Origin of the sequence: Anaerocolumna aminovalerica (genome assembly GCF_900115365.1) — a bacterium.
GTDB lineage: Bacteria > Bacillota > Clostridia > Lachnospirales > Lachnospiraceae > Anaerocolumna > Anaerocolumna aminovalerica.
Genome location: NZ_FOWD01000004.1, coordinates 46,804 through 65,618 on the forward strand (window position 1 = coordinate 46,804; position 18,815 = coordinate 65,618).

Genomic DNA, 18,815 nt, shown 5'->3' on the forward strand with positions numbered 1-18,815 from the left:
AAGGTGCTAAAGCGCCGGAATCGAGGTTATTATGAAAGTGGACAATGTAAAGCTATTTAAGTGTCTGGGTGACAAATCAAGGTTGTCTATATTATCTAATTTGATAAATGAGCCCATGTACGTAGAGCTGTTAGCAGAAAGACTGAACCTGACACCATCTACCGTTTCCTTTCATCTAAAGAAAATGGAGGAGGCCGGTTTAGTACATTCTAAAAAAGAACAATATTACATGATATACGAAATTGACCAACAATTGCTTAATATGTCATTGATGGATTTTGTCCATCAGGAAAATTCTGAGGAGAAAAAGCAGCGGGAAAGAGAAGAAGAATATAGGAATAAAGTAATCGGTAATTTCTTTCAATATGGTAAATTAAAATCCATACCGGTTCAAAGAAAAAAAGCAAGAATTGTTTATGAAGAAATTCTAAAAGCCTTTGAACCAAATAGAAAATATACGGAGCGGGAAGTAAATATTATCATTGCTGATTACCATGATGATTTTTGTACCATTCGAAGAGATATGATATCTGAGAATTTACTGGAGAGAGAGGGTAATATATATTGGGTAAAAGGTAATAATAATAAGAGTTCTCTTCAATATTATTTGCTCTAAGTAATATTTACTTTCTAAACATGTCATTCTGAGCCTGAAAGGCGAAGAATCTTTCTAATGTGGGATTCTTCGCCTTTCAGGCTCAGAATCATAATATAAATAACGCAAAAAGTCTTTGACTACTTGTCAATCTATAAATAGTTCTGCTATAATGAAGAACAGAATTAGGAAATTAATCTGGAGGTTTTGAATGTTACAAAAATTTTATCCTAGCGAAATTGCAGATTCTGCATATGCCATTGATTATAAAAGTTTATACAAACAAGGATATCGTGGTCTGCTATTTGATATAGATAATACTTTAGTAGAACATGGTGCCCCTGCCAGCAAGAGAGCCATTGAACTGATCAGTAAGTTAAAAGAAATTGGCTTTAAAGTTTGTTTAATATCCAATAACCAGGAAGAAAGGGTATCCAGTTTTAATAAAGATATTAAAGTGCATTTTGTTTATGATGCTCACAAACCTTCCAGAAAAAGTTATTGTAAAGCAATGAAGTTAATGGGCACAAAGCCTAGTAATACAGTGTTTATTGGGGATCAATTATTTACTGATGTATATGGAGCAAACCGTGTAGGTATTAAAAGCTATTTTGTAAAGCCAATCGGACCCAAAGAAGAGATACAGATTGTTTTAAAACGTTATTTAGAACGAATTGTTCTTTATTTTTATAGACGTCAAAACAAACTAGAAGCAAATTAATTGGTACAAAACCAGAGAAATGAAAGTCAGGAAACATATATGAATAATATTATTTTAATTGGCTTCATGGGCAGTGGCAAAACCAGTGTGGGAAGACAGTTAGCCAAAAAGTTACAATATTCTTTTTGCGATACAGATGAGTTAATTGAAAAGGAAAATAAAACTAGCGTACGAAATATATTTTCAGCATATGGGGAAGAATATTTTCGTAAATTAGAAACTGCCACAATTAGTGATTTGTATAAAAATATGACAAGAACCGTTCTATCCACAGGAGGTGGTTTGCCAATTACAGAAGGTAATGACCGGCTGTTAAGACGTTTGGGACATGTTATCTATCTAAAAGCTTCTCAGGAAACATTAATGAAACGGTTACAAGGAGATACTTCCAGGCCATTGCTTGCCGGGGAAAATGTAGAAGAAAAAGTTTATGATCTTTTACAACAGAGGACGCCCATTTATGAAAAGGCTGCACATTTTTCAGTTTCAACGGATCATAAAAATTTTAACGAAATAATAGATGAAATAATAGGGTTATGCAATATTCAATTAGATATATTTTGCAGCTAACATTTATAGATTTATTTTAATGTGATTGTTTGCTATGTATAAAGCAACATAATATTTTATATAGAATGAAGCTGGGAAATATCTCGGAAAGGGAAGATATGAAACTATTAGTCATTAATGGCCCTAATATTAATTTTTTGGGAATCAGAGAAAAGGAAGTATATGGGAAAGAAAACTTTGAATATCTTTTAAATCTGTTAAAAGAAAAAGCACAAAAAGAAGCTGTTTTTATTAATACTTATCAAAGTAACTGTGAAGGGGATATTATCAACAGAATTCAGGAAGCCTACTTTGATGGTACGGAAGGAATTATTATTAATCCCGGAGCATATACCCATTACAGCTATGCAATTCGTGATGCATTGGCATCTATTGAGGTTCCAAAGATTGAAGTACATATCTCCAATGTGCATAAGAGGGAAGAATTCAGACATGTTTCAGTAACTGCACCGGTATGTACAGGGCAGATAGTTGGTTTAGGGTTACAAGGATATATATTGGCAATTGATGCAATTATAAAGATTCTAAATGATAAGCAATAAGTATTAATTTAATCATTTTTAAAGTGATTATCGTAATATTGATCTTCTCATTAAGCCTTACTAAAAAATCCTGGCAAAAGCCCATGAATTCAAGTGTATAAACAACCACTTTGCTTTTCTGCAAAGATTTTTTAACAAGTTTTAAAACCAAAATTAGTATAAGATAATTCATGTTAAAAGTCCTATATTAATTTGAATAAAAAAGTCATACACTTTTTAACATTTTTAATGTTCTTATAAAAAAAATAGTTGAAAAAAATTGTCGGATAATATAAACTATAGGTTAGTGAATTTAAGGAGGAATATCAAGTATGATATCAGCAGGCGATTTTAGAAATGGCTTAACAATTGAATTGGAGAATAACGTTTATCAGGTTATAGAATTCCAACATGTAAAACCAGGTAAAGGAGCAGCCTTTGTTAGAACTAAATTAAGAAATATAAAGAATGGCGGAGTAATAGAAAAGACTTTTAGACCAACTGAAAAATGTCCACAAGCTCATATTGAACGTTCCGATATGCAGTATTTATACTCAGATGGTGATTTATATTATTTTATGGATGTTACTACATTCGATCAAATTGCATTAAATGAAGAGGCAATTGGCGACACCCTAAAATTTGTAAAAGAGAATGACATGGTTAAAATGCTTTCTCATAACAAACAAGTTTTTGCAATTGAGCCACCATTATTTGTAGAACTGGTTATTACTGAAACAGAGCCTGGCTTTAAAGGTGATACAGCAACAGGTGCTTCAAAACCTGCTGTAGTTGAAACCGGCGCAACTGTTTATGTACCTTTATTCGTAGAACAAGGTGACAAGATTAGTATCGATACAAGAACTGGTGAATATTTAAAGAGAGTTTAAATAAATATCAATTTTATAAAAAGCGTAAAATCAAGTGAAAACCAGTGTTTTCAATGATTTTGCGCTTTTTTAAATCAAACAAAAAGTAATGGAAATCTTATTGATGTATGGCAAGGAAATGGTTCTAGCGGAGGAATTTGAAACTGGTGTAGAAATACCTGACATTACCTTTAACATTACCTTATAGTCAATTAGACTATTTTAAAGTTTAATCAAATAAGCTTTTTTATAATCAAAAGCCTTCAGCATCTATATTTAGCATTCAATGTAAATATAGATGTTGATAACGCTCTGGCAAAGGATAGTCTTTTACATGTTCGAAAGTTAGTATTTCTTGAAGTCCAGGGGATGAAAGTTCTATTGAAATCCTGTCTTTACCCACCGGTATGTGTGGTCCGATAAATGGATTAATTTCTATATTGATGATAAAATACCAAGTACGATAGCCATTCGGGCGTTCTATATTCAAAATTTTTATGAAAGAACTATCATATAATGGTGTTTCAGTCAAAATATTTTTATAATAGTTTTCAATTGCTGTATTAATCGTAGGAGAAAGAGCAGTAATGATAACATCTTGATACAATATATCCTGTGATTCTTCTTCAGCTTGCTTAGCGGTGGTATTAACAATTGAATTTTTTACAGAGAAGACAACTATAATTAAAATAAATATAGTTACAACCAATATGATCTTTTTTTTCATAGACTCACTCTATTTCACTGTTTTCCTTTATGCAGTATATTAATGCTAATTTAGAAATATTATAACTTTATCGATCCTTATGACTTTGTTTAGAATTGGATTGTCAATGCCACTAGTTATATTATTTATACTTTAGCTTTAATAGTTATATATTTTAAAGGGTTCGGGGATGCAATTTTAACCAGGAGATGGAAGTGATATTTTAGAAAGGCAGCATAAGCTTCCTAACAAAATGAGGTAATTGGTAGCCACTTTCCTGATGGGACAAGTATTTTTAATTTAATAATTTACCGTTTTTAAATTATTAAATAGATCATTTACGTTATCTGTTTCTAAAGGCTTTATAGTTGTACTCTTATAACCAAGTATGTTGGCTATTTTAATGTTTAACTCCGGTTGAAAATCGGAAAACATATTAAACATGAGCGGCTTATAATATTATTGAAATATTATAAACATTGAAAATTAATTTTTTGTATGCTATCATAAATAGAAAGAAAATAAAACATGACAAAAAAACAACAAACAATAAAAGTATATAAGTATTTGAAGAATTGAATAGTTCCCAATATCCAATCATAAATTTATAAACAGTATATAAAAACATAAAGCTTGTAATAATGGAATAAGAATGGATTATTAAAAAGCGCTAAAGCGCTAGAAATGAGGTTAATATGAAGCATGTAACGGAAAGATTTATTAAATATGCAAAAATAGATACCCAGTCAGTAGATGAAATGGAATCAGTACCAAGCAGCGAAAAACAAAAAAATTTAGCCAAGGTATTAGTTGAAGAATTAAAGGAGTTAGGTGCTTCTAATGTTCGTACAGATGAACATGGTTATGTATACGCAACCATACCTTCCAATATAGATAAGAAAGTACCTGTAATCGGATTTATTGCCCATATGGATACATCACCTGCAATCAGCGGTAAAGATGTAAATCCCAGAATAGTAAAGAACTATAATGGAGAAGACATTATATTAAATGACGAACTGAAAATTACGTTGGAAACTTCTCAATATCCTGCAATTAAGCAATATATTGGACAGGATTTAATCGTTACAGACGGAAATACCTTATTAGGAGCAGATGATAAAGCAGGAATTGCTGAAATCATGGTTATGGCGGAGACTTTGCTTAGTAATCCCAATATCAAGCACGGTACCATTCAAATTGGTTTTACTCCGGATGAAGAAGTGGGAAGAGGCGTTGATTTCTTTGATGTAGAAGGTTTTGGTGCAGATTTTGCCTATACCGTAGACGGCGGGGAAATTGGAGAACTTGAATATGAGAACTTTAACGCAGCCGGTGCCAAATTATTCATACAAGGAACCAGTATTCATCCTGGTTCTGCAAAGGACAAAATGATCAATGCCCTGTTACTTGCCATGGAGTTTCAAGGAATGCTTCCGGTGCAAGAAAATCCTATGTATACGGAAAAATACGAAGGATTCTATCTGCTGGAATCTTTGGAGGGCGGAGTTGATTCTGCAAAAGCTTCTTACATCATTCGTGACCATGATAAGGTGAAATTTCAGCAAAAGAAAGATAACTTCCTTAAAATCGTAAGTTATCTCAATGATAAGTACGGAGAAGGAACCTTTAAAGCTTCTATAAAAGATTCCTACTATAATATGAAAGAAAAAATCCAGCCACATTTTCATTTGATAGAGAATGCAAAAAAGGCAATGGAAGATGCAGGCGTTACACCAATTATTACACCAATTCGCGGCGGTACCGATGGTGCAAGATTATCCTATATGGGATTACCCTGTCCAAATATATGTACCGGCGGTCATAATTACCACGGAAGATACGAATATATACCCATCCAGTCCATGGAGAAGGTGGTAGAAATATTACTTAATATTGTTGGTATATATACTGAATAATTATGATGTTTTTTATGAATATGTAAATATATATGCAATGATTTAAGAGGGCAAAGAAACTTTATTCTTTGCCCTTTTTATACTATCTTCCATTAAGAACTAATATATATAATTAACCATATTATAACATTGTCTTTGGATAAGAAACATATGTCAATGTGTACCAAACGAATGTCATTGTATATAAAACAAATGTCATTGACTGTAAAACACACTTTTTAATTTCTGAATCATGAATTGCTGGAAAAACACAATAATTGTTAATAAATATAAATATGAGATTTAATTTAAAATTAAAATTTACCTTAGTAAGCAGTAATAAGTCCAGTGAAATAGCGGACTAAAGGGGAGTGTTATATTAAATTTCAGAAGATTTAATTATGAAAGATTGTGTATAAAAATCATTTTATTACCAACTAGAATAGCACCCTTACAAAAGAATTGCATAATAATATTTATTAAATATAAAGTAATTTCTAAAAAATCATTGATTTTTATTTTAAAGTGATATATTATAGACGACAACACGAAAAAATATACATTTCAATGGGAAAAAATCCAAATCATTTGAAATGAAAATGAATATAAGAATATGGATAAAAAAAATCATTTATAAAACCTGTAAAATATATTTTATTCTAATAGCAGCGTAAAATAAAACGGTAGAAAAGAGGTAGTATATGAATAGTGATGCGGTAAAAACAGGTATGCAGCAGGCTCCACATAGATCCTTGTTTAATGCGCTGGGATTAACTAAAGAAGAATTACAAAAACCACTTGTTGGTATTGTAAGTTCCTATAATGAAATAGTTCCTGGTCATATGAATCTTGATAAAATCGTGGAAGCCGTAAAATTAGGAGTAGCCATGGCCGGAGGTACACCAATTGTATTCCCTGCTATTGCAGTTTGCGATGGTATTGCCATGGGGCATATTGGAATGAAATATTCCCTGGTTACCAGAGACTTAATAGCGGATTCCACTGAAGCAATGGCAATAGCACATGGATTTGATGCCTTGGTTATGGTGCCAAACTGCGATAAAAATGTACCGGGGTTGTTAATGGCAGCAGCAAGAATTAATATTCCTGCCATTTTCGTAAGCGGAGGGCCTATGTTAGCCGGGCGTGTAAAAGGAGAAAAAACAAGCTTATCCAGTATGTTCGAGGCAGTTGGTGCCTATAGCGCAGGAAAATTATCAGAAGAAGAAGTGGAAGAATATACTTGCAAAACCTGTCCAACAGCAGGTTCCTGCTCTGGAATGTATACAGCCAACAGTATGAATTGTCTGACAGAAGCCTTAGGAATGGGGCTAAAAGGAAATGGAACCATTCCTGCAGTTTATTCTGAAAGAATCAGACTTGCAAAACATGCAGGCATGAAGATTATGGAGCTTTATGAAAAGAATATAAGACCAAAAGATATCTTAACGAAAGAAGCCTTTCTGAATGCATTAACCGTTGATATGGCTCTTGGATGCTCCACTAACAGTATGCTCCATTTACCGGCTATTGCACATGAAGCAGGAGTTGACCTAAATGTAGATATTGCAAATGAAATCAGTGCTAAGACTCCAAACCTATGCCATTTGGCACCGGCAGGTCATACCTATATGGAAGATTTAAATGAAGCCGGCGGTGTATACGCAGTTATGAACGAACTAAACAAAAAGAAACTGCTACATACAGACTTAATTACAGCTACTGGTAAAACAGTAGGAGAGAATATAGACGGTTGTGTTAACCTCAATACAGAAGTTATTCGTCCCATTGATGCTCCATATAGCCAGACAGGCGGTATTGCTGTATTGAAAGGAAATCTTGCACCTGATTCCGGTGTGGTAAAACGTTCTGCGGTAGCTCCTGAGATGATGAAACATGAAGGTCCTGCCAGAGTATTTGACTGTGAAGAAGATGCAATAGAGGCTATTAAAGGCGGTAAGATTATTCCGGGAGATGTAGTGGTTATTCGTTATGAAGGTCCAAAGGGCGGTCCTGGTATGAGGGAAATGTTAAATCCTACTTCAGCTATTATTGGCATGGGATTAGGTTCTACCGTTGCATTAATCACCGATGGACGTTTCTCAGGAGCCTCCCGGGGGGCTGCAATTGGTCATGTATCTCCGGAAGCGGCAGTTGGAGGCCCCATTGCTTTAGTAGAAGAGGGAGATATTATTGAAATTGATATTAATACCAATTCTTTGAATGTGAAAGTTTCCCAGGAGGAATTAGAAGAGCGAAGAGCAAAGTGGCAGCCGAGAGAACCAAAGATAAAGACCGGTTATTTAGCACGTTATGCTGCCATGGTTACTTCAGGTAACCGGGGAGCTATATTAGAAATCCCTACAATGAAATAGAAGATATATCTATCTATGGCACACCAGCTTCTACGAATAGAAGCCAGGATGCCATAGATTTTATAGGAAGATGGAAATATAGATAAAAAGTTTTTAAACGGCAAATTGTGTTGGTGTACAAATTGCTGTCAATATTAAAGGCGCGAAAGAGCGCTAGAATCGAGGTCAGAATGCAGTTAACAGGTTCGCAGATATTAGTGGAATGTTTAAAAGAACAGGGCGTTGATACTATATTCGGGTATCCGGGAGGATCTGTTTTAAACATATATGACGAATTATACAGACATCAAAGTGAAATCAGACATATTTTAACTTCCCATGAGCAAGGTGCTTCTCATGCAGCAGATGGATATGCCCGTTCTACCGGTAAAGTTGGTGTGTGCCTAGCTACCAGCGGACCAGGTGCCACCAATTTAGTGACTGGCATAGCAACTGCATATATGGATTCTGTTCCTATGGTAGCCATTACAGGCAATGTTTCTGTTAATCTACTGGGGAAAGACAGTTTTCAGGAAGTAGATATTACAGGCATTACTATGCCTGTTACAAAACACAACTTTATTGTTAAAGATGTAAATAATTTAGCAGAGACTTTACGAAGGGCCTTCGAAATTGCACAGTCAGGAAGACCGGGACCAGTTTTAGTGGATATTGCAAAAGATGTGACAGCCAATAAAACCGAATATACCAAAGTTCCGATTAAGAAAATCAGGAAAAAATCAGACACCATATTAGAAGAAGATATTCAAGCCGGATTAGAGATGATTCGGAAAGCCAGAAAACCAGTTATCTTTATAGGGGGCGGTGCTGTTATTTCCGATGCCGGAGATGAAGTAAAAGAATTCGTGTCAAAAGTTCATGCACCAGTTGCAGATACTCTGATGGGTAAAGGTGCATTTGATGGAGAAGATATTCTATATACAGGTATGTTAGGTATGCATGGAACAAAAGCGGCTAATTTAAGTGTAACCAAGTGTGATCTGCTGATTACTATAGGTTCCAGATTCAGTGATAGAGTCACCGGAAATATCTCCAAGTTTGCAAAGAATGCTAAAATACTTCAAATTGATGTAGATCCCGCAGAAATTAATAAAAATGTAAGTATTCACCAAAGCATCATCGGTGATGTGGAAGAAGTTTTAAAAAGATTAAATGCAAAATTAGAACAACAAGACCATGAATCATGGGTAAACCAGGTTTTAGAAATGAAAGAACAATTCCCATTAAAATATAATCCTGAAATATTAACAGGACCCTATATTCTGGAAAAGATTTACGAATTGACACAAGGTGATGCAATTATTACAACAGAAGTAGGCCAGCATCAGATGTGGGCGGCACAATTTATAAAATATAAGAAACCAAGAACTTTTATTTCCTCCGGCGGTCTTGGAACAATGGGGTATGGTTTGGGAGCTTGTATTGGAGCTAAAGTCGGCAACCCGGATAAAACAGTTATTAATATAGCAGGAGACGGCTGTTTTAGAATGAATATGAACGAGATCGCAACTGCCACCAGATATAATATACCAATTATAGAAATTATTTTTAATAATCACGTTTTAGGAATGGTAAGACAGTGGCAGTCCTTATTCTATGGTAAAAGATATTCACAGACTACCTTACATGATAAAGTAGATTTTGTAAAGGTGGCAGAAGCTATGGGAGCAAAAGCTTATCGTATTACAAAAAAAGAAGAAGTAGAGGTTGTTTTAAAAGAAGCTCTTTCTTTAAATACTCCTGTTGTGATTGAATGCCATATAGAAAGTGATGATAAAGTTTGGCCCATGGTTGCACCGGGAGCACCAATTGAAGAAGTGATTACAGAAGAAGATCTGGAAGAAAAAGAAAAATAAAAGAAAAAGAAATATAAAAAAAAGAAAAGAGAATATAAATAGTACAAATACATTATAGAAATAGGGAAAGGCAAGGCAGGGAAATTTAATTAGATAAGTATAAAAGTAAAAATAAATCAGAGAATTATTCTTTTCTGTTTCTTAATAATATGGTTTTAATTGCAATGATAAGTAATATATGGAAAATTTATTAAATTTAATAATAAAAGATGACTAATACCATATTGACTAAAATTTAACCAAGTTCTATAATGTGTTAAAGTGTTCAAGCGTTAAATGGATAATGTAAAAGTTATGATAGAGATAAAAGGAGGATATTCAAATGGGTAGAGTTTATAATTTTTCAGCAGGTCCTGCAGTATTACCTGAAGAAGTATTGAGAGAAGCAGCAGAAGAAATGCTTGATTACAAGGGCACTGGTATGTCGGTTATGGAGATGAGCCATAGATCAAAAGCATTTGAAACAATTATTGAAGAAGCAGAACAGGATTTAAGAGACTTGATGAACATACCGGATAATTATAAGGTATTATTTTTACAAGGCGGTGCTTCACAACAGTTTGCTATGATTCCTATGAATTTAATGAAGAATAAAGTAGCAGATTATATTATAACTGGCCAATGGGCAAAAAAAGCTTATGAGGAAGCCAAAAAGTTCGGCAAAGCCAATGCAATTGCATCCTCGGCAGATAAAACTTTCTCCTATATTCCGGACTGTTCAGACCTTCCAATAAGTGAAGATGCTGATTATGTCTACATATGTGAGAACAATACTATATATGGAACCAAATATAAAACCTTACCTAATACCAAGGGAAAAATCCTTGTAGCGGATGTATCCTCCTGTTTCTTGTCAGAACCGGTTGATGTAACAAAGTACGGTATTATCTATGGGGGAGTTCAGAAAAATGTAGGCCCCGCCGGTGTTGTAATTGTTATTATTCGGGAAGATCTGATTACAGAAGATACCCTACCTGGTACACCAACCATGCTGCAGTACAAAATACACGGGGATAATAAATCTTTATATAATACACCTCCTGCATACGGAATCTACATCTGCGGCAAAGTATTTAAATGGCTTAAGAAAAAAGGCGGTTTAGCTGCCATGAAGGAATATAATGAAAAGAAAGCAGCCGTTCTTTATAATTACTTAGATCAAAGTAAATTATTTAAGGGAACTGTAAGAAAAGCAGATCGTTCCTTAATGAATGTACCTTTTGTTACTGGCAATGAAGAATTAGACGCCAAATTCGTAAAAGAAGCAAAGGCTGCAGGATTTGAGAACTTGAAAGGCCACAGAACCGTTGGTGGTATGCGTGCAAGTATTTATAATGCAATGCCAATAGAAGGTGTTGAAAAATTAGTGGAATTTATGAAGAAATTTGAGGCAGAAAACATAAAATAATGCAATTAAAAAGGCGTTAAAGCGCCAAAATCGAGATTAAGTTAAAAATCAATGTTTCAACCGGCAATTTGTACTGATGTACAAAGCTGCCATTCTATTATAAGGCGCTAAAGTGCCAGAAAAGAGGTTGTTATGGTAAATTATAAATGCTTAAATCCTATAGCTGCTGTAGGTGTGAATTTATTCACCGATGATTATAAACAGGTAGATTCCGTGGAAGAAGCGGAAGCGGTTCTTGTTAGAAGTGCCTCCATGCATGAAATGGATTTGCCTGCTGACCTAAAAGCAATTGCCAGAGCCGGCGCAGGAGTAAATAATATTCCTCTTGATAAATGTGCAGAAAAAGGTATTGTTGTATTTAATACTCCCGGTGCCAATGCCAACGGTGTAAAAGAGTTAGTAATGGCCGGTTTAATGTTGGCCTCACGTAATGTAGTAGGGGGTATTAATTGGGTTCAATCTATAAAAGATGATCCGGACGTGGCTAAATTAGTGGAAAAAGGAAAATCCCAATTTGCAGGAAGAGAAATTCTTGGGAAAAAGCTAGGTGTTATTGGACTTGGAGCCATAGGGGTTTTAGTTGCTAATGCAGCAAACGGATTAGGTATGGAGGTATATGGATATGATCCTTATCTTTCATTAGAACATGCATGGAATTTATCCAGAGATATAAAATATGTAAAAACAAAGGAAGAAATCTATCATACCTGTGATTATATTACCGTTCACGTTCCTTTATTACCGGATACCAAAGAAATGATTAATAAAGATACTATGGCCATGATGAAAGATGGAGTTGTTATCTTAAACTTTGCAAGAGATTTATTAGTAAATGATAATGATATGGAAGCTGCCCTTAAGAGAGGTAAAGTGAAATGCTATGTAACAGACTTCCCTAATGAAAAAACAGCAGGAATGGAAGGAGTTATAGCAATTCCTCACTTAGGTGCATCAACAGAAGAATCCGAAGATAACTGTGCTGTTATGGCTGTAAAACAGCTGAAACAATATATGGAAACCGGTACGATCAAAAACTCCGTAAATTATCCTAATTGTGATGCGGGAGCATTGCCATCGGGAAAACGTATTACCATAAATCATAAAAATATTCCTAATATGTTAACACAGTTTACAGGTGTTCTATCTTCTGAAAATATTAATATTTCTAACTTGATCAATAAGAGCAAAGGCGATTATGCTTATACCGTAATTGATATTGAAGAAGAGTTGTCAGCTGCCATTGAAGAAAAAATTAGTGAAATAGAGGGTGTTCTGAAGGTTAGGGTAATATAACTTTATTTTATTAGTTAATACATGAATAATAAAGGGATTTTGTACTTTACAAAATCCTTTTTTCGTTAAGAACTATATGTAACTTGCATATTTGTATAAATATAGTAAAATAAATATAAAAGTAAGGAGAATATACCATGGCAAATATTAGACCTTTTCAATGTATAAGACCTAATGAAACAGTTGCAAGCAGGGTGGCTGCTTTACCTTATGATGTATATAATCGTGCAGAGGCAAAAGCAGAGGTAGAGAAGGAACCATTATCCTTTCTTAAGATTGACAGGGCAGAAACCCAGTTTGATGACAGTGTAGACATGTATGATACTCGGGTATACCAAAAAGCAAAAGACTTGTTAGAGGAAAACATTAGGGCCGGTATTTTTATAGAAGATAAACAGGAATGTTACTTTATATATGAATTAATAATGAAGGGCAGAGCCCAAACCGGCCTTGTAGCATGTGCTTCCATTGATGATTACTTAAACAAGGTTATTAAAGAACATGAGAAAACAAGGGAAGATAAAGAACTTGACAGAATTCGTCATGTAGACACCTGTAGTGCCCAGACGGGACCTATTTTTCTGGCCTATCGCTCCAATAGTAAGATAAATGCTGTAATTAATGAAGTGAAAAGGTCAACACCTTTATATGGTTTTACAGCAGTGGACGGTATTACCCATAATGTATGGAGAATAGACGGTTTGGATAGAATTGGAATAATCCAACAGGAATTTAACGCTATAGGTAATATTTATATTGCTGACGGACATCATAGAGCCGCATCTGCGGTAAAGGTGGGCTTAAAAAGGAGAGAGTCCTGTGAGGAATATGATGGAACAGAAGAATTTAACTATTTTTTATCGGTGCTATTTCCGGAAGACCAGTTAATGATTTTACCTTATAACCGTGTGGTAAAAGATCTGAATGGACTTAGCATTAAGGAATTCCTGGATAAAGTATCTGAAGGTTTCACGATAGAGGAACTTGGTAAGGAAGCATGGAACCCAGATAGTAAAGGCAGCTTTGGAATGTATCTTAAAGATAGATGGTATAGGCTAGTGATCAAAGAAACCGTTTGTAGTAATGATCCGGTAGAGTCTCTGGATGTTTCCATATTGCAAAATTATCTCTTATCACCGATTTTAGGAATAGGCAATCCCCGTACAGATAAAAGAATTGATTTTATCGGAGGTATTCGGGGATTAAAAGAATTGGAAAAAAGGGTAAAGGAAGATATGGCAGTGGCATTCTCCATGTATCCTACCGGAATTGATGAATTATTTGCAGTGTCGGATGCAGGTAAATTAATGCCCCCAAAATCCACATGGTTTGAACCGAAATTAAGAAGCGGTTTATTCATACATAGAATATAAAAGAATCATGATAATCTACAGGGGATTCTTGGTAATAGATAAAAAATTATTACAAATTCCCGAATTGCCCAACTTCTTACAAAGCATGAAAACTAATACAATTTGTTACCATGGTTTGTAAAGAAGTTTTGGCGCATAATAACTGGGGTTCAGATTTATTATTTATATAAATATTAATTGTACCAGTACCATGTATAATACCGTTCCGGCACCTATACTTAAAAGGGTATTCTTTTTCCACAAATGTAATAGGGCAATAACCCCTACGGATATTATTTCCGGCAGACCAAAGGGAGCTGCTTTAAAAGATATATCTTTTAAACAGTAAACAACAAGCATTCCAATCGTAGCATATGGGAAGACTTTGCCAAGATAGGTTATGTATTTGGGGGTCTCTTTATGGTCAGGAAATATAAGAAAAGGCAATATTCTGATAAAAATAGTGGTAATACTGATAATTCCAAAAAAGTGAATGGATTGCCTAGTTGTAAATGTCATATTAAATTCCTCCCTTGGATTTTCTTTTGTAAGACGGTAACTAATAAAAGGATTAGGAGCATGGAGGGGATAATGAAGCTATCTGCTCCAAACAATAATCTGCAAAGCATTGAAGAGCCAACACCTATGAGAACAGGTATGTGGTTTTTTGCAGATTTCCATTGATCAATAAATATTACTACAAATAAGGCGGTAAGTACAAAGTCAATTCCTTTCGTATTAAAAGTAATTAGGCCTCCTACAACACTGCCTATTAAGGAACCGGTTATCCAGTATATATGGTTTAATAAAGTTATAAATAGCATAAACCAACCTCTATCCACTCCTTCAGGAGGCTGGGCAGAACATAAGATGGAAAAGGTTTCATCCGTTAACCCAAACATTAGATATGGTTTCTTTTTTTTCATGCCTTTAAACTTAGATAACATGGAGATTCCATAAAATAAATGTCTTGCATTTACCATTAAGGTCATAAGACAAGTATAGAAAGGATGAAAACCGGCGGCAATCAAGCTGACTGCAACAAATTGCATGGAGCCGGCATATATGAATAAACTTACTAATACAACCCAGACACTTGAATATCCTTTACTATTCATCAAAATGCCAAAGGCTGTTCCCAATACAAGGTAACCGGTTAAAACAGGTATGGTATGAGGAAATGCTGATTTTAATGCTTTTTGTTTTGTGCTCATAAATATAGTCTCCTTTGTATAATCATGCATTATTTTAATGATAGTATAAATTGAAGTATTTCGCAATATTAATTTAGATGAAAGCAAGGCTGCTTTTCCTGTTTTTTAAAACTGTTACTTTGCAAATAATTCAAATTTAAAAAATTAAAAACTTTTTGCTAAATTTATGGAACTATACCATAATTTACTTCGTCTAATGTATATCAAAAAATATATAAGAAATTTGATTTAGAAATTGAAGGAGGAAACAAAATGGTAAAGAAAAAAATAATACCTTTGGCTTTAATTGGCTGTATGCTATTTACCGGTTTACCAGTTAACGCTGCTGGAATAGCGGCGGTGGAAGGAACACAAGCCAGAAATAGTGTCACAGAGCCCACGGATAAAAAACTGGAATCAGTTATTAAAGTTGTAAAAGCAAAGCTTTTTATTCCAAAAGAAATGATCAAATTTGATTATTATTATAATACTCAAAATGCTTATGAAAATGCTTATTGGTATTTAAACTGGAGTAATGAGGATTATTCTCAAAATATTACGGTTAGTGTTGACCAAAACGACAACATTATAAGGTATAATTTCAATGATAATAAGGATGGTAGGTCAACTCCTAAGTATTTAAAATCAGAATTGCAGTCTACTGCAATGGATTTTATTAAGAAAATTGAACCTAAAGTTGCAGATAAAATAGAATTTGTGAAAGCAGAATCCTATGGAAGTTATTCCAGTCAATATGTTTATACTTTCAGACGTGTGGAAAATAAAATTCCTATGCCAGATAATACCGTTACTGTAGGTGTAAATTTTGAAACAGGTAAAGTAACTTCTTATGAATTAAATTGGCTGTTTGATGTAAAGGTTCCCTCTGCCGATGTAAAAATTTCCGAAAAAGAAGCTTCCGAGAAATTAGGCAAAAAAGTAACCATGAAATTGTCTTATCAGAATGCATATGAAACAGATGATAAAGGTAATACAACCATTAAGGCATTCCTTGTGTATTCACCGGAATTATCTTACGCTTCTGTAGATGCAAAAACTGGTGAAATCTATACAACCCAAAATCAATGGGTGAATACTACTGAGAATCAATCAAAGAAAGAAGCTGCTGCTGATGCAGCTGGTAATGGAGGCCTTTCTGATGAGGAAATAGCAAAAATTGAGGATTTAAAGGGATTAATCAGTAAAGACAAAGCAATTAAAGCAGTAACCGGTAATTCCAATTTGTTATTAGATAAAAATGCAAAGTCTGTATCTGCACGTTTATACAAATATAGAGATTATCATTATATAAGAGAAGATGGTAAAAGCGCAGAAGATAAATACGTATGGAATATTTATTTTTCAGATCCAAGAGAAGTAAATAATGAGAAAGGCGGAGATACTTACCGTCCACATGCCAGTGCCACAGTTGATGCAAAAACCGGTAAATTAATATCATTCTCCTCCAGTGTAAAAGACGCCTACTATTATGGATTGGAAGGAAAAGAATTACCTAAGATTAATTACAGTAAAAAGCAAGGACAGACAATTTTAGAAAAATTCTTAAAGGATCAGATTCCAAACCTATTTGAAAGTTCAGTTCTAGCTGCAAATGAAGGTTCCTATATAATCGGCTATAAGGGAGAAAAGGAAATTTACGGCGGATATTATTACAATTATGATAGAGTTCATGAAAAAATAAATTATTCCTATAATGGAATACATGGCGCTGTAGATGGTATAACTGGTAAAATATATGAATTCTCTTATAACTGGGATGAAAACATTCAATTTGAATCACCAAAGAATATAATATCTCCGGAGAAAGCTTATGAGTATTATAATTCAATGGATACCTTTGGACTAATATATGAAATTAATAATATTCACAACTATAATGGCAAGGCTAAAGTAGAACAACAGGCTGAGGGGTATTCCGTAAAAAGTGAAATCAGATTAGTGTATAGAAATGATTTATATCCACCATATGTATCACCTTTTACAGGTAAACAATTAGACTATGATGGAAAAGAATATAAAGATAATGCAGGTAAATATTCCTACAGTGATATTAAGGGACACAAATCAGAAAAGAATATTCTTCTATTGGCAGAACTGGGAGTTGGCTTTGAAGGTGATAAATTCTTACCGGATCAGGCAATCACCGGCAAGGAGTTAAATGGATTCCTTACTAAATTGAACTATTATTATGATAAGCAATATGAACTAAACAATAATAATTCTTCAATTACACGTATCGATGCTGCAAAATTCACAGTGCAAATATTAGGATATGATAACATCGCAAAAGTAAAAGGTATTTACAATACTGCTTTTGTTGATCAAAGCCAAATTACAGAATCCAATATAGGATATGCAGCCCTTGCTTATGGCTTAAACCTTATTACTAAAAACGACAGGAATGAATTCAGACCCAATGAAAAGTTAACACGTGCAGAAGCTGCAGACATGGTATTAACTTTACTTTCTGCAAATAAATAAATTTTATAATTAAATATTAGGCATCTGATGCCGGAAGAGGCGAAGAATCTCATGAAGCTTGGGATTCTTCGCTTTCTTGTATGTTAAACCCTATCAAAGACAGTGGGTCTTTACAATGTTTGAAACCGTTTCTGTCTTAATTATGTAATTCAGCACTGTGCCTGAGTTGAATCAACTTCTATATTTATTATAATTGTACTTTTTCTTCCCAGGTTTTTATGATAAAATAGTAATATATAGTTATCTCAACTTATGAAGAGCAAAAGGAGAAATATAATGAATAATTTATTTAGTATGGACAATGGCGTTTTTAGCTTCTTAGGAAAGATGTGGGATATATTGGTTATCAGTATTCTGTGGTTATTGTTATGCCTGCCTATTATAACTATAGGTCCTGCTACCACGGCATTGTATTATACTGTAGTAAAAGTAATCAGAAGAGAAAGAGGATATTTATTTCGGGAATTTTTTCATTCTTTTAAAATGAACTTTTTAAACGGTATGGTTCTTGGCATTATTTTAATGGCATTATATTACATATTGTATATAGATCTGAATTTTGCCAAAGCTATGGAAGATGCCAATATGAGATTTATTTTCTTAGCTGTATTTTCAGCATTTTCTTTTATCATGCTGTGCGGTACAGTTTATGTATTTCCACTATTATCAAGATTTACTATGGGTAAATTGCAGATACTGAAAACAGCTTTTCTTATGTCTGTAAAACATTTGCCAACTACGATTCTTATGCTGCTTATTGTTGGATGTTTTGCTTTTATTGCGTGGATGCAGCCTATATTCCTATTCTTTTCTTCAGGAATCTGCCTCTTATTATGTTCTCTTCCATTAGAAAGGGTATTTAAAAAATATATTCCCAAATCGGAAGATGGAGAAGGTCCCAAAATAGATGAATGGTATTTGGAATAAGACCGCAGAAATAAGTATTGGTTAAGCTT

General features: G+C 34.0%; 16 protein-coding genes. 13 read left to right on the forward strand and 3 right to left on the reverse strand.

Features of this window, described 5'->3' with window-relative positions; translation table 11 throughout:
* Window positions 1–31 precede the first annotated feature (31 nt).
* The 5 genes from BM183_RS03290 (at window position 32) to efp (ending at window position 3,297) form a co-directional block, all read left to right on the forward strand.
* Window positions 32–616 carry a DUF2087 domain-containing protein gene (locus tag BM183_RS03290; RefSeq protein ID WP_091684360.1) on the forward strand — a complete coding sequence of 195 codons (585 nt, stop codon included), beginning with the start codon at window positions 32–34 and terminating at the stop codon, window positions 614–616.
* Window positions 617–806: 190 nt separating this feature from the next.
* Complete coding sequence (locus tag BM183_RS03295; protein WP_091684362.1) at window positions 807–1,316, forward strand: YqeG family HAD IIIA-type phosphatase; 510 nt, start codon at window positions 807–809, stop codon at window positions 1,314–1,316.
* Between the two features lie 39 nt (window positions 1,317–1,355).
* A complete protein-coding gene (locus BM183_RS03300; protein ID WP_091684598.1) occupies window positions 1,356–1,886 on the forward strand; it encodes a shikimate kinase in 531 nt (176 codons plus the stop codon).
* 98 nt (window positions 1,887–1,984) lie between these two features.
* Entirely contained in the window at window positions 1,985–2,428 is a 444-nt protein-coding gene (gene aroQ / locus BM183_RS03305) for a type II 3-dehydroquinate dehydratase (protein ID WP_091684600.1), read from the forward strand.
* A gap of 311 nt (window positions 2,429–2,739) precedes the next feature.
* Entirely contained in the window at window positions 2,740–3,297 is a 558-nt protein-coding gene (efp, locus tag BM183_RS03315) for an elongation factor P (protein WP_091684365.1), read from the forward strand.
* A 262-nt stretch (window positions 3,298–3,559) separates the two neighbouring features.
* Here the strand turns inward: efp and BM183_RS03320 are convergent, their stop codons facing one another.
* Window positions 3,560–4,003, reverse strand: coding sequence for a DUF3888 domain-containing protein (locus tag BM183_RS03320; protein ID WP_091684367.1), 444 nt, complete (start codon window positions 4,001–4,003; stop codon window positions 3,560–3,562).
* Window positions 4,004–4,677: 674 nt separating this feature from the next.
* On the opposite strand from BM183_RS03320, the gene pepT reads away from it, so the two are divergent.
* The 6 genes from pepT to BM183_RS03350 all read left to right on the forward strand — a co-directional run bounded on the left by pepT (window position 4,678) and on the right by BM183_RS03350 (window position 14,185).
* Complete coding sequence (gene pepT, locus BM183_RS03325; RefSeq protein ID WP_091684369.1) at window positions 4,678–5,901, forward strand: peptidase T; 1,224 nt, start codon at window positions 4,678–4,680, stop codon at window positions 5,899–5,901.
* A 680-nt stretch (window positions 5,902–6,581) separates the two neighbouring features.
* Window positions 6,582–8,255, forward strand: coding sequence for a dihydroxy-acid dehydratase (gene ilvD, locus BM183_RS03330; RefSeq protein WP_091684370.1), 1,674 nt, complete (start codon window positions 6,582–6,584; stop codon window positions 8,253–8,255).
* A 170-nt stretch (window positions 8,256–8,425) separates the two neighbouring features.
* Window positions 8,426–10,111, forward strand: a complete 1,686-nt coding sequence (gene ilvB / locus BM183_RS03335; protein WP_091684372.1) for a biosynthetic-type acetolactate synthase large subunit — start codon at window positions 8,426–8,428, stop codon at window positions 10,109–10,111.
* Between the two features lie 322 nt (window positions 10,112–10,433).
* The gene (serC, locus tag BM183_RS03340) at window positions 10,434–11,519 is read left to right on the forward strand and encodes a 3-phosphoserine/phosphohydroxythreonine transaminase (RefSeq protein WP_091684374.1); all 1,086 of its coding nucleotides are present in this window, start codon (window positions 10,434–10,436) and stop codon (window positions 11,517–11,519) included.
* Window positions 11,520–11,651: 132 nt separating this feature from the next.
* The gene (locus BM183_RS03345) at window positions 11,652–12,812 is read left to right on the forward strand and encodes a phosphoglycerate dehydrogenase (RefSeq protein WP_091684376.1); all 1,161 of its coding nucleotides are present in this window, start codon (window positions 11,652–11,654) and stop codon (window positions 12,810–12,812) included.
* Window positions 12,813–12,949: 137 nt separating this feature from the next.
* A complete protein-coding gene (locus BM183_RS03350; protein WP_091684377.1) occupies window positions 12,950–14,185 on the forward strand; it encodes a DUF1015 domain-containing protein in 1,236 nt (411 codons plus the stop codon).
* A gap of 162 nt (window positions 14,186–14,347) precedes the next feature.
* On the opposite strand, the gene BM183_RS03355 is transcribed toward BM183_RS03350, so the two are convergent.
* Together BM183_RS03355 and BM183_RS03360 are read right to left on the reverse strand one after the other, a co-directional pair.
* Window positions 14,348–14,683, reverse strand: a complete 336-nt coding sequence (locus BM183_RS03355) for a branched-chain amino acid transporter permease (protein ID WP_091684379.1) — start codon at window positions 14,681–14,683, stop codon at window positions 14,348–14,350.
* Window positions 14,680–15,378, reverse strand: coding sequence for an AzlC family ABC transporter permease (locus BM183_RS03360; protein WP_091684381.1), 699 nt, complete (start codon window positions 15,376–15,378; stop codon window positions 14,680–14,682). The genes BM183_RS03355 and BM183_RS03360 overlap by 4 nt, the downstream gene beginning before the upstream one ends.
* Before the next feature lie 252 nt (window positions 15,379–15,630).
* Between BM183_RS03360 and BM183_RS03365 the strand changes: the two genes are divergently transcribed.
* Together BM183_RS03365 and BM183_RS03370 are read left to right on the forward strand one after the other, a co-directional pair.
* Window positions 15,631–17,859, forward strand: coding sequence for a YcdB/YcdC domain-containing protein (locus BM183_RS03365; RefSeq protein ID WP_091684383.1), 2,229 nt, complete (start codon window positions 15,631–15,633; stop codon window positions 17,857–17,859).
* A 276-nt stretch (window positions 17,860–18,135) separates the two neighbouring features.
* Window positions 18,136–18,786, forward strand: a complete 651-nt coding sequence (locus BM183_RS03370) for a YesL family protein (protein WP_170847875.1) — start codon at window positions 18,136–18,138, stop codon at window positions 18,784–18,786.
* The last annotated feature ends 29 nt before the right edge of the window (window positions 18,787–18,815 follow it).